The 12,729-nt window shown below is 49.6% G+C and carries 9 protein-coding genes; 2 read left to right on the plus strand and 7 right to left on the minus strand.

The genetic code is table 11. From position 1 onward, the window contains the following. Positions 1-47: 47 nt before the first annotated feature. Both RDL68_RS00760 and gpmI read left to right on the plus strand, forming a co-directional pair. Positions 48-1,292, plus strand: coding sequence for an FprA family A-type flavoprotein (locus tag RDL68_RS00760; RefSeq protein ID WP_308539756.1), 1,245 nt, complete (start codon positions 48-50; stop codon positions 1,290-1,292). Positions 1,293-1,435: 143 nt separating this feature from the next. Then, on the plus strand, positions 1,436-3,040 hold the full coding sequence (gpmI, locus tag RDL68_RS00765) for a 2,3-bisphosphoglycerate-independent phosphoglycerate mutase (protein ID WP_308539757.1): 1,605 nt from the start codon (positions 1,436-1,438) through the stop codon (positions 3,038-3,040). A gap of 188 nt (positions 3,041-3,228) precedes the next feature. On the opposite strand, the gene RDL68_RS00770 is transcribed toward gpmI, so the two are convergent. From RDL68_RS00770 to RDL68_RS00800, 7 genes are all read right to left on the minus strand, one after another. Beyond that, a complete protein-coding gene (locus RDL68_RS00770; RefSeq protein WP_308539758.1) occupies positions 3,229-4,155 on the minus strand; it encodes a glycosyltransferase family 2 protein in 927 nt (308 codons plus the stop codon). A 54-nt stretch (positions 4,156-4,209) separates the two neighbouring features. Beyond that, positions 4,210-5,868, minus strand: coding sequence for a hypothetical protein (locus RDL68_RS00775; protein WP_308539759.1), 1,659 nt, complete (start codon positions 5,866-5,868; stop codon positions 4,210-4,212). After that, on the minus strand, positions 5,865-6,683 hold the full coding sequence (locus tag RDL68_RS00780) for an ABC transporter ATP-binding protein (RefSeq protein WP_308539760.1): 819 nt from the start codon (positions 6,681-6,683) through the stop codon (positions 5,865-5,867). Before RDL68_RS00780 ends, RDL68_RS00775 begins: the two co-directional genes overlap by 4 nt. Positions 6,684-6,850: 167 nt before the next feature. After that, positions 6,851-7,336 carry an A24 family peptidase gene (locus RDL68_RS00785; RefSeq protein WP_308539761.1) on the minus strand — a complete coding sequence of 162 codons (486 nt, stop codon included), beginning with the start codon at positions 7,334-7,336 and terminating at the stop codon, positions 6,851-6,853. Between the two features lie 213 nt (positions 7,337-7,549). Then, entirely contained in the window at positions 7,550-8,452 is a 903-nt protein-coding gene (locus RDL68_RS00790) for a ribonuclease Z (RefSeq protein ID WP_308539762.1), read from the minus strand. Positions 8,453-8,549: 97 nt separating this feature from the next. Then, a complete protein-coding gene (locus RDL68_RS00795) occupies positions 8,550-11,213 on the minus strand; it encodes a histidine kinase dimerization/phospho-acceptor domain-containing protein (protein ID WP_308539763.1) in 2,664 nt (887 codons plus the stop codon). Then, the gene (locus tag RDL68_RS00800) at positions 11,206-12,072 is read right to left on the minus strand and encodes a response regulator transcription factor (protein ID WP_308539764.1); all 867 of its coding nucleotides are present in this window, start codon (positions 12,070-12,072) and stop codon (positions 11,206-11,208) included. The genes RDL68_RS00795 and RDL68_RS00800 overlap by 8 nt, the downstream gene beginning before the upstream one ends. Between the last annotated feature and the right edge of the window lie 657 nt (positions 12,073-12,729).

Raw genomic sequence — 12,729 nt, forward strand, 5'->3', positions numbered from 1 at the left:
TACAATAAAGAAGAAATGCAAAAACGATACGCCTTACAGGAGGATTCATGAATACCTATTGTACACCCATTACGGACTGGCTGACCCATGTCGGCGTGAACGATCGTCTTAAAGTCCTTTTTGAAAACCAATGGCCTTTACCAAAAGGCGTTGCCTACAATGCCTATTTGGCAAAGGATGAAAAAACTGCCCTGCTCGATTCGGTGGATGCGCATCAAGCGGATGACTTCATGACCAAAGTGCGCACTGCCCTCGGCGACCGCACGCTGGATTACTATGTTATCCATCACGTCGAGCCGGATCATTCTTCGACTATTCCGCTGGTTCGTCGCTATTATCCCGACGTTACGCTCGTAGGCAACAAAAAAACCTTCACGCTGCTCAACCAGTTCTACGATATCGACGAAGAAAACGCCATTATCGTCGGCGAGGGCGACTCGCTTTCCCTTGGTAAACACAAGCTGACTTTCCACATGACCCCCATGACCCATTGGCCCGAATCCATGGTCAGCTACGAAGAGACCGACGGCATTCTCTTCTCGCAGGACATCTTCGGCGGCTTCGGTGCCTTGGATGGCAAGATTTTCGACGATGAAATCGGCGATATCGAGAGCGTCTATGCGGAAGCCTGCCGCTATTACACCAATATTGTAGGCAAGTATTCCCGCATGGCGGCAAAAGCATTGAAAAAGGTAGAAGGTCTGACCATCAACATGATCTGCCCCGTCCACGGTCCCATTTGGCGCACGCATCCGGAGCATATTGTTTCGCTCTATTCGAATCTTGCCAACTGCCGTTCCCAGAATGGTGTCGTCATTGCTTTCGGGTCCATGTATGGCAACACCGAACACATGGCAGATATGCTGGCGCGCTTCCTGTCGGAAGCAGGCGTAAAAAATATTCATCTCTTTGATGTTACCAAAACACATCCGTCGATTATTTCCACAGAAATATGGAAATACCGCGGTTTCATCACCTGCGCACCGACGTATAATAATGCGCTCTTCCTGCCCATGCGCAATTTGTTGGATATTTTGTCCGAAAACAAAATGCAGAATAAAACCATGGGCATCGTCGGCAACTACTCCTGGAGCGGCGGCGCCGTAAAAGAGATGCAGGCGTGGCTGGAAAAACAACCGTTTGAATTTGTAGAACCCGTTGTCGAAGCGAAGAGCGCTGCAAAGGAAGAAGAGCTCAACCAACTGCGTGCGCTTGCACAAGCCATGGCAGATAATCTGGCATCTCACGCCGACACGGATGACGTCCATTACTATTCCCATATCGGCGAATAAGTCCTGTGCCGTGCCAACGCGGCGCAATGATTTGGCGCTGTGGCGTGTAACATTTTGGCGCTATGACGCGGCGTTTTTGCGCTACAGGCGCTACATTTTGGCGTTGCGGCGCAGCGATACAGAGAGAAAGGAATCCACAACATATGGAATCACCAAAGAAAAAAGTGGTGCTTATCGTCATGGACGGCGTGGGCATCAGTCCTATTGATAAAGAAGAAGGGGATGCGGTAAAAGCCGCAAACACGCCCGTGTTGGATCAACTGCGCGAAACGTATCCTTGGATTATGCTTCGTGCGCACGGTGTAGCCGTCGGACTTCCCACCGATGACGATATGGGCAATTCGGAGGTCGGCCACAATGCTATCGGCTGCGGACAAATTTATGCGCAGGGGGCAAAGCTCGTGAACCAGTCGATTGCCGACGGTTCCTTGTTTGCCTCGGATACATGGAAAGAAACGCTTGATTATGCGCTTTCTCATGATGGTGCATTGCACTTCATCGGACTTCTTTCCGATGGCAATGTGCATTCCCACATGGATCACCTGATGGCGATGATTACCGCCGCAAAGGCTGCCGGCGTTCAGCGTGTCTTTATTCACGCGCTGTTAGATGGTCGTGATGTGCCGCCGACGTCTGGCGAAACCTATCTCACCCAACTGGAAAATTTCCTGTCTACGCTCCAGGATGACACGTTTCACGCAGCGATTGCCAGCGGCGGCGGTCGTATGACCACCACCATGGATCGCTATAAAGCGGATTGGTCCATGGTAGAGCGTGGATGGAATGCCCAAGTACATGGAAAAACGGCAGATGGTCGGCTCTTCCCTTCCGCCCTGGATGCCTACCGCACGCTGCGCAAAGAAACGGGCGAAGTCGATCAGAATCTTCCCGCTTTTGTGATTGGCGAAAACGGTCGTCCCGTCGGAGCCATGCAAGATGGCGACAGCGTGATTTTTTACAATTTCCGTGGCGACCGCGCGATTGAGGTCTCGATGGCGTTTGAAGACGAGGACTTTAGCGCCTTTGACCGCGGTGTCCGTCCCAAGGTCTATTATGCCGGAATGCTGGAATACGATGGCGATTTGCACATTCCACATCACTATCTGGTCAATCCGCCCAAAATCACGAATACCTTGACGGAATTTCTCGTTTCCCAGGGCATCAACGAATTTGCCTGTGCGGAAACCCAAAAATTCGGTCATGTTACCTATTTCTGGAACGGCAACAATTCCGAAAAAGTTTCCGAAACGCTGGAAACCTGGGTGGAAGTGCCTTCCGATAATGTTCCCTTCGACCAGCGTCCCTGGATGAAATCTGCCGAAGTGACGGATCAGCTTCTGCAAGCCATACAAAGCGAACAGTACGGTTTCTTGCGTGTCAATTACGCCAACGGCGACATGGTCGGGCATACCGGCGTTTTCCGTTCAGCCGAAATCGCCATCGAAAGTGTCGATTTAGCCCTTTCCCGCGTTGTGCCCGTCGCGCTTGCGCACGGCTATACCGTTCTTATCACCGCCGATCACGGCAACTCCGATGATATGCTCCAGAAAACCAAATCGGGCACGGTCGAGCCAAAAACCTCGCATTCCCTGAACCCCGTTCCCTTCCTCGTTGTCAGTCCCGACAACGACGTGGTGCTCGACGAATCCGTATCCAATCGCGCCGGTCTCGCCAACATCGCCGCAACCGTCGTGGAACTGATGGGTTACGAAAAGCCGGACTGCTGGGAAAAGTCGGTGTTGAAGTAACACGAAGAAAGCAACACGCCCTGTAAATCAAAAAGGAAGCGACAAGAAACCGTCGCTTCCTTTTTTGTAATTACAGCCGTAGCCCTGTGGTGACGTGGAAGAGCAAGCGTAAAGGAGGGGCACAAATTACAATAAGAAAAACTATCACCGGAACACGAAATTTTACCTTTCACTACCCTTCTCTGCTTTTACTCTTCCGACGTATATTCCTCTGACACCAAGTAGCGCGGACGTCGCTTAACCTCTTCGGCAATCTGGGCAATGTAAAAACCGATAATGCCGAGGCTGAACATGATGATGCTGCCGGTAAACATCAGAAGAATAATGACGGTGGTAAAGCCGCCCAGAGCCCGACCGGAGAGCTTCTGGACAAGAGCAATAATCGAGAGGATGCCGGCAAAAATAAAGAAAACAGCCCCCATAAAAGTAACCAGCTGCATAGGAAGAACGGAGAACGAGGCAATGTTTCGCATCGCATAGCGCACAAGCGAAAATGTTGACCATTTGGATTTGCCGAATTGGCGATCCTGCACACGATAGCGTACCGTTGCGCGCGAATAGCCCGCCCAAAAAGACAATGCGCGAAAGAAGGTGTTGCGCTCCGGCATACGATTCAGGGCATCGACCACCTTACGATCCAGCAGCTTAAAATCAGAACTGTCCGCCATATCAAGACCTGAAAAACGGCTGATCAGGCGATAGAAGAGCTTGGAAAAGCCACGGTGCACGCCGGTCTCTTCTCCACGATCTTCCTTTACGCCTTCTACGACTTCATAGCCCTGTTTCCATAGCGAAACCATATCCACTATTTTTTCGGGAGGATGCTGCAAATCGGCATCTATGACCACGACGCAATCCCCTTTAGCCGCCTCAAGCCCGGCAAAAATGGCAGCTTCTTTCCCAAAATTGCGACTGAAATGAATGCCGTGAACACGATTGTTTCCGTCAACGGGTTGAAGATGCTGAATAACCTCCCACGTCTTATCCACGGATCCGTCGTCCACGAAAATGAGTTCGAAAGGCATATCCAAGGAAGCAAGCACCTGTTCCAGCGTCTTAAACGTCACTGCCAATCCTGCTTGTTCATTATATGCAGGAATAATTACCGAAAGCATCTTCCCCTCCTCCCCTTTTCGTTTTTAGTGTGTCAACCTTTCCTATAGCTTTTCCTATTTTCCTTCGCCGATACGCATAAGCCACTTATCGGCTTTTCCTTTCATCCACATCGTCAAGACCAAGCCGGAGAGCACATAAAATCCGACAAAAACCGCACCTGCCGCCTGCAAATGACCAGTCGCTATTAAGGGAATCGCCAGCATCATCAACGCAAAGGACTTCATTTGGGAAAAGACTACATTTTTGTTCTGTTTCATTACCGCTAACTCATCCATCCAATTCAGTTTTGGCGAATAGATGTCGAGGCATAAATCCCACATAAGCATTCCGTAGCCGGCAAAAAGAGACACGATTACCAGGGTAAGATGCACCAACGGTACGAACGGAAACAGAGCAAAACAGATAACCCACAAAAAGACCATCGGCACAAGCCCAAAGATTGCACTGCCCAGGAACTTGCCCATGAAAAGCGTAAATGCCGGCACCGGAATCGATTTAAGAAAATCCAAGTGCGCCGCGTCACGCGAAATGGTCGTGGATACAAGCGCTCCCATGGTGCCAAAGAGAGCAATCGACAGACCGGCAATAATCCCAATACTAAAGGCAGTTGATGGCGTATCGGCAAAGGCGAGAAACAACTCACGGAGAATGGACAAATCCGCAGAATGTCCGCTGCGAGCAAAACCGACAATCCCACCACCTGCCATGACCCCGATCATAACATAGGGCATGATAACCGCATTGAGTACAAAAACAGGAACACGCAGAATACCCTTGGCTTCACGGGAAACCAAGCTCAGCAATGCGCCACGTTCTTTTCTTGTGGAGGTTTGCAAAGCGTCTGCAGAAAGCGCTTTGCCATGGTCTGCTCCTCGCAAGGAAAGGAGAATGGGAAAGTACAATTTCGTAGCCAGTACGAACGTCACGCCCATCCAGAGAACACTGGTCAGGAACATCATGCCATACGCACCGACAGCGGCTTGCGCTTCGCCAAACGCCATATCCTGTCCATAACGGATGATGGGAAAGAGAAAATCAAGCCATTTCGGTGTCGTCTGCGATATGCCTTCTACATACGCCAATCGCATAGAAAATTGCATGGAAAGAGAGACTGCGATAGAACCAATCATTGTGATAATGCCGGTAAAAAACGTCAAGCGTTTTTCGTTCCGTAAAAAAGGAGCAACTTGTAAAAGCAGCAGTAGGACAACGGTCACCAGACACACCGGAACAACGGGCAACAAAAAGAAGACAAGTGTCCATGCTAAAAGGCTTTGCACAGAAAATGCCGTAATAATGCCGGCAAGAGCAAACGGCAAAAAGACGAGCAGTTGCATCAAATAGGATTGCAACAAGAGACTGACGAGCTTAGCGCCTAAAATCTCTCTTGGTGATAAAGGCATGGCTAAATAAACCTGCGCATCCGACGAATAAAATAGCGTTGAGGAGGCAAAAGAAAAGATTACCGCCGTCGTCATCGCGAGACCCATCACACAACCATAAGCGAAATACGGCGCCATCAGCCCCTGTTGCGCATATTCTTTTGCCATCGAGAGACCGACAAAAAAGAACGCTACGCCAGCGAGAAGGAAGATCGCAATCGTTCCTAACAAGCCGTTGCTTTTCGATTTTTTGTTGCGGTTGAGTGTCTGGCCGCTGCGGTTAAGCGACAGGATGACGTTGATTTTTACCAGACTCCAAAAACGGCTCATGCTTCCTGTCCTTCCTGCGGTTCCTGTTCGTTCTGTGCATCTTGCCCCGTCGCATGATTTCCACCGTCTTGCGCATCTTGACCATCTTCTGCCAAAACACGGGATTCCGTCACGCGCAGGAAGATTTGTTCCAGCGTCAGATTCGGATACTGCTGTTGCAGGTTTTCGAGTGTTCCCGTGTATTTTATCTGCCCTTTATTGATGATGGCAATGCGATCACAGAGTTTCTCCGCCACTTCCAGGACATGTGTGGAAAACAACACGACATTTCCCTTCGCCGCATGTTCCTTCATACGTTTTTTCAAGAGAAAGGAGGCTTGCGGATCCAGTCCCGTCATGGGTTCATCCATAATCCAGATGTTCGGTTCGTGCATTAACGCCGCAATAATATGAATCTTCTGTTGCATACCGTGGGAATACGAAGAGATGCGATCGCCAATCGCTTCACGCATTTCAAACGTATCCAACAGCTCCAGAAGACGTCCTTCACGTTCTTCTTTCGGTACGCGATAGATATCGCATATAAAATTAATGTATTCCGTTCCTTTAAGTGCGGTAAATAGATTCGGGTCATCTGAAACATACGCAAACTGTTCTTTCGCCTTGATCGGATCCTTCTGCAGATCAATGCCGTTAATGGTGATTTTGCCTTCATCGGGACGGAGAATGCCGCAAAGCATCCGGATGGTGGTCGTTTTTCCGGCACCGTTCGGGCCGATGAAACCGGTAATGGTACCGGGTTCCAATGTCAGAGAAAGATGGTCAACGGCGGTTTTGTCGCCGAATGTTTTCGTAATGCCTTGCAGTTCGATCATAATGCCTCCTTAGTTTGCGTTACCATACGCAACTATTGTGTCATTTTTTTGGTTCGCACGCAATGCAAATCATAGCGCAAGACATATTCATGTTGTATAGGAATATATGGGGACAATCGTAAGAAGAGGCATCGGTTTCTCTGTTAGGCTCTGTTAAATTCCCATTTCTATGGTATCTTCCATGCCAAATGGAGAAGACAGTATAGAATACCGGCTGCGGCAACTTGCGGAGCAAAGGCCAATGTCCGAATCTTTTTTTCCTTTTGTCCGATTCGTTGAACGAGACCGCGCAATCCGGTGAGAAATAACGCCAGCCAAAGTAACGTGATGCCTTCCATGAAACCGAGATAGAGTACAACGACCGCCATCAGTTTGCAGTCTCCCATCCCCAGACTTTCCGGTCGCCAAAGAGAAAAAAGTCCGGAAACAAGAAGCACCCCGCCCGCTTCCGCAAGGCGCTTGAAAAAAAGTGGCAGATAGTCATCTATAGAAACATTGTCCAACGTATACGCCAGAACGGGCCAAGCCGCCAAATAGAGCAGCAACAACACCAGTAAAACACGGTTGGGAATGCGCCGATACCGCTCGTCCCACACACCCATCGCGATGAGCGCCGGCAACAGCCATCCCATGGAAATAAAAAAAACGTTCATGCTTTGTCCTCCATGAAAGGAGCATAGCATGGACGTTTTCTCTTGGTGTTCCTACTTTGGTATCGAGTATTCCGCATGCGCTTCGTGGAATATCGCTACCGCTTCACATCGTGTTGTGTATTGTCTGTTTCTGCCTCACCGCATTTTACGCACTCTCCCTGGTGCTTAGGAAAAGCCGAGATAAAACAACAGAAATAACACACGACATGAAAATCAATCTTCCTCGAAATCCAGTATGCGCTTCCAACCATCGGAGGCGAAGCGCACGGAGGCATTCTTCCTCGCCATCTCGTCTGCATATTGCGCCGGATTGCGAAACGACGGGCTGTAATGCGTGAGCCACGTTTCCTTTGCGCCGGCACGCGCGGCGAGTTCTGCGGCTTCCCACGCCGTCATGTGACATTTTTCTTCTGCGCCCTTGGTCTTTTCCCGATCGCCGTAAATTCCCTCCGTAATCAACAGATCACAATCCTTTGCTGCCCGCTCCAAGGTCGCGCACGGACGCGTGTCGGTAGAATACACGACCGATAACCCCCGACGCGCCGGTCCGCTAACCTCTTCGGGATGAATCCGGCGTAATCCGACTAAGACACTCTCTCCTGCCTGCAATTTCCGCCAATCCATAACCGGAATCTCCAAGGCCTTCGCTTTTTCCGGCAAAAACTTTGGACGGCGGAAGAGATCGAGACGGTACCCGTAGCAAACAATATTGTGTCGTACCGGAAAAGGCGTAACCTGTAATGCGCCAACCGAAAATGGCGCCTTTCCCAAGCGATGAAAGTGCACGTCAAAATTAACGCCAACCACAACGCAAAGATTGGCAACTACTTCTTCTACCGCATCCGGACCATAAATATGCACCGGTTCCCGACGTCCTTCAGTATTCATGGAAGAGAGCAGCCCACTGATGCCGGCAACATGGTCTCCATGCACGTGGGTAAACAAGATGGCGTCAATGGAGTGCATCGACCATCCGTATCGACGGATGGCGACCTGCGTTCCTTCTCCGCAATCAATCAGCACGGAATGTCCCTGATGGCGTACCAGAAGCGCCGTCAAGTGGCGTCCCGGTAAAGGCATCATACCGCCCGTGCCCAATAAACAGACATCAATCATTTCTATCCCCTCAACTCATCTTTCGATACTTCGCTGCGAGAAGTCGCTTCTCTATCGAAAGTTTTTTTCCATGATATCATGTTTTTTCTCTTTATTTTTAGAGGATGTGGTGCGGAAACGCTACGCTTGCCTTAAAGAGGTCGCCATCAATATCGAGGGTAAGACTTCCTCCCATGCGTTTTGCCAGCTGCTCAGCAATAGACAGACCCAGACCGCTTCCTTCAGTTGTACGGGACTTGTCCGATCGATTGAAGCGTTCCAAAAGCTCCTCTGCCGGAATATTCAACTCATAGCGCGAGGTGTTTTTCATCGTAAAGACTGCCTGATTTTCCTGCTGCTGCAGCTGAATATACACACGAGTGCCTTCCTGACTGTATTTTTGCGCATTGCTAAAGAGATTCTCCAAAACACGCGAAAGTTTTTGTCCATCCGCCTCAATATACAAAGGCTCTTCGGGAAGATCCACTACCGGGACGAGTGCATTCTTCTTCCAGCCGGAATCTGCTTCTGCCAGACTTTGACGAACGACTTCCGTATAATCAATCTCTTCCATATTCAACTGCACTGCGCCACTCGTTGCTTTCGACACATCGATAAGATCATTCATCAGAATTTTCAGGCGCTGCGCCTTCTTTGCCAGCACTTCGAGATACTGCGCGCGTTCTTCCTCGGTCGCGTCGGGGCTGCGCAAAAGATCCACATAGTTAATAATGGAGGTAAGGGGCGTGCGCAGATCATGTGACACATTGGTAATCAATTCTGTCTGCATCCGTTCATTTTTCAGACTTTTCTCCACGGCATGTTGCAAGCTCTGATCAAATCGGTTGATTTCACTTGCCATCCGGCGATGTGCTCCATAAAAAGACTCTTCTTCCAAACGTTCATGCCAGTCGCCGTCCGCAATACGCTGCATGGAAGAAATAATACGGGCGTCATCCCGATCCTGCCGTAGGGCAAAAACGATAGGAACTGCTGCGGCCGTCAATAGTAACAATCCCCAAAGCAAATCCCAAGAAAGCAACGCATATAAAAAGACCGTGCCACACACGCCAACATAAAATAGCAAAACTTTCACCAGCACGCGATGCTTTGCCTTCTTCCCCTCTTGATAAGAGCGGTAAAGTGTATGCAATGCTTGCCCAATCGTCCAGAGAATACTCCCGCGGAAAAATCGTCCCTGACGAGCTTTTCGGAAGAGCATGGATAACAACAGCCAACCGACGAGATCGAACACAATCAAGCACGGAATGAGAAGAAGCCAATACGGGTTGTGCATGGGGTCACGCAAGAGGGTCATGGCTTGCCCATCAAGAACATTCAGTAGCTCTATCGCCATAGCGAACACGAACCAAAGAAACAGAACGCACGCCATAAGCACCAATTCCAAAGGAATAGCGCCTTCCACTTTGCGCAGAAACGGTATATATGCGTTTGTTGTGCGTACGAGAGTTACACAAAGCGTCACCAGCCACAAAACACCGGAAACGATCGCCGCTAAAACGCTCAGTTTGGAAACTTTCTGTGCTACGGGAAAAGTCTGCAAGTACAACTGCAACGAATCCTCTTCTTGCATGGTCGTATCCACTCGCAGCGTCACTTTCATGCTCGGTTCATTCAGGCTTTCATCCTGCGCCAAAAGGACGTTAATCGGCGGAACTCCGTTTATCAGCGTATCGTTCCACAGTCCTGTTCCGACGGTGCAATAGCCGTTCTCCACCGTTATCGGGGCACTCCATGCCGGCGTTTTGCTTTTTGACCGCATCGCATTGGTGAATTTTTTCGTTCCGTCCAAGATAGAAATCGTATATTCCAAATTGCTCGGTTTCTCTTCATACTGGCGCGTGCGCGCATCTATCTTCAGAAAATTTAACGTTATCTCCAGCTGATTCAACGACTCACGATACCATTCCAAATTCCCTTGCGCAGCGGCAAGAAGGGAATCGGCGGACAACGGTTTGACGACTTCTTTCGCCTGATGAATAATATCCTCTGTCCATTCGCCTTCTTCTTTCGATGACCATTCGCCTTCCTCCGGCGCGACAGATGGTGCCTTGTCTACTCCCTCTGTTGCTTGTGCATACGACTCGTGCGCAGAAGCCGACGACGTGGAATTCGGCGACTCTGACGAAGCAAAACGAAAGTCTGTATGCTTACCAAAGCGCAGTTCTACATCTTTCGGCGCAGTTCTTATCCCTTCTTTCATCCACTTCTGTAAATCCGCTTTGGTGTAGAAAATGGTGGGTGCTTGCGGATATGCGTCCCCTTCCGCTTTCCCGTTTTCACGGATATACGTCTTTGCTGTTTCCAACTTCTCCGTCGGAGTACTCTTTGTCGAAATAGTCGCCATGTAGTCCAACTGACGGATGGCAGACCAAGAACCAAAGGTATGCGGTAGAGGAGTATCCTCCGGTAACTGAGAAAGCTCAGCTTGGCTCTGCGATATCAACGTGTGGTTGACAAGACTACGCGCCTCATCAAGAAACGTGTACGCAAAACCTCTCGTCGCATTTCCTTCTCGTGACCAATCATTCAAATGCTCCGTTTGCAATTGTGCCAACACATAAAGAGAAAGACCGAACACTACGGCAGCAAGAACATTCAGTGTCAAGTAGGGCCATACCCGACGATGTCGAACTTTCGGTTGCTCATCATTGAGCGTTGGAGAAGTCGTTTGTTCCTCTTGTCCCACTTCTTCTTTTGTATGCAAGGCAGAAAGCCCCTCCTTCATCCGTTTCATCGCGTTTTGGATGTGCTTATTCATGCTGTCCTCCTTTCCCGATTTCTTCTGTTTCTACATCGGTGTCCCTTGCCTCTTGTGAAATGGACGGATGTATCGGCTGCTCATGGCTATACAAGGGGTGATCTGCTTTCTCCAACGCCTCTCTTTGCAAAGTCTGCTTTGGATCCGACTGTGGTTCCATGCGATATCCTCTTCCCCAAATTACTTTCAGATAACGGGGTTCGCGTGGATTAATCTCTATTTTTTCGCGAATATGGCGGATATGAACGGCGACCGTGGCTACCGAACCGGCGGAGTCTTCCTGCCAAACGGCTTCATAGATTTCTTCGCTGGAATACACTCTGCCCGGATGTTCCATCAGAAGCCAAAGAATGGAGAACTCCAACGGGGTCAACGAACGTGGTGTTCCATCTACCTCGACGCTTTGATTACGGCGATTAAGAATGAGAGTTCCTTGGCGAAGCACTACGCCCTCGACATCCTCTCGCGGATCATACGGGCGAAATTGCGTGTAGCGGCGAAGCTGACTTTTCACTCGCGCAACCAATTCTTTCGCATTAAAGGGTTTCGTGATGTAATCGTCCGCTCCGCCCAGCAGACCATCTATCTTATCGCTGCTTTCTCCTTTGGCGGATACCAGAATGACCGGAAGTGATCGACTTTCCCGAATATGCGTCAACGCTTCCATGCCATCCATCAACGGCATCATGATATCGAGTAAAACGAGATGAATGGGCTGTTTCTCCAAGACTTCCAACGCCTGTTTGCCATTGTAGGCGTGATGCACCGTATAGCCGGCACGTTCAAGATAAATTTGTATCGCCTGTACAATTTCAAAATCGTCGTCACAGACGAGAATGTGAAGTCTTTGTTCGCTCATCTTCCCCTCCTTTACCTTTATCTTATTCTATCGTGCTCAAGAATGCATATTGCGTGAACTTCTTAATTAATCATTAAGATCGATGCCGGAAACGCCTTGTATATGCATAGGGCTTTGAATCCACACATATCGTTATCTGCGAATGATGCCTACCCTTAATGAACGCTAAAGAAAAGCGGTGCCGACCTGCGGTCGGCGATTTCAAAACGCCGCCCTCGGCGGCGTTCCTTATTTCACCGCGCCGCCACTGGTATTTATAGCGGCGCTCATCATGGAAGGGTTCGTCGGAAAATGCCTTTCAGGGTTCTTGACCCTTCTTGACCCTGGCAAATGCGTCTTTTTGCTCTTTGCCAGGGATGATTTCGGGCGAGACGACCCTGGCTATCGACACTTTTCGCCATTTGCCAGGGGTGTTTTCTGATTCTTGACCCTGGCAAATGCATTTATTTATCGTTTGCCAGGGGTGTTTTCGGGCGAAGCGACCCTGGCTATCGACACTTTTCGCCATTTGCCAGGGGTGTTTGCTGATTCTTGACCCTGGCAAGTGCGTTTTTTTGCCCTTTGCCAGGGGCGTTTGCTGATTCTTGACCCTGGCAAATGCGTTTTTTTGCCTTTTGCCAGGGGTGATTTCGGGCGAGGCGACCCTGGCTATCGACA

Origin of the sequence: uncultured Murdochiella sp. (assembly GCF_902488755.1) — a bacterium.
GTDB lineage: Bacteria > Bacillota > Clostridia > Tissierellales > Peptoniphilaceae > Murdochiella.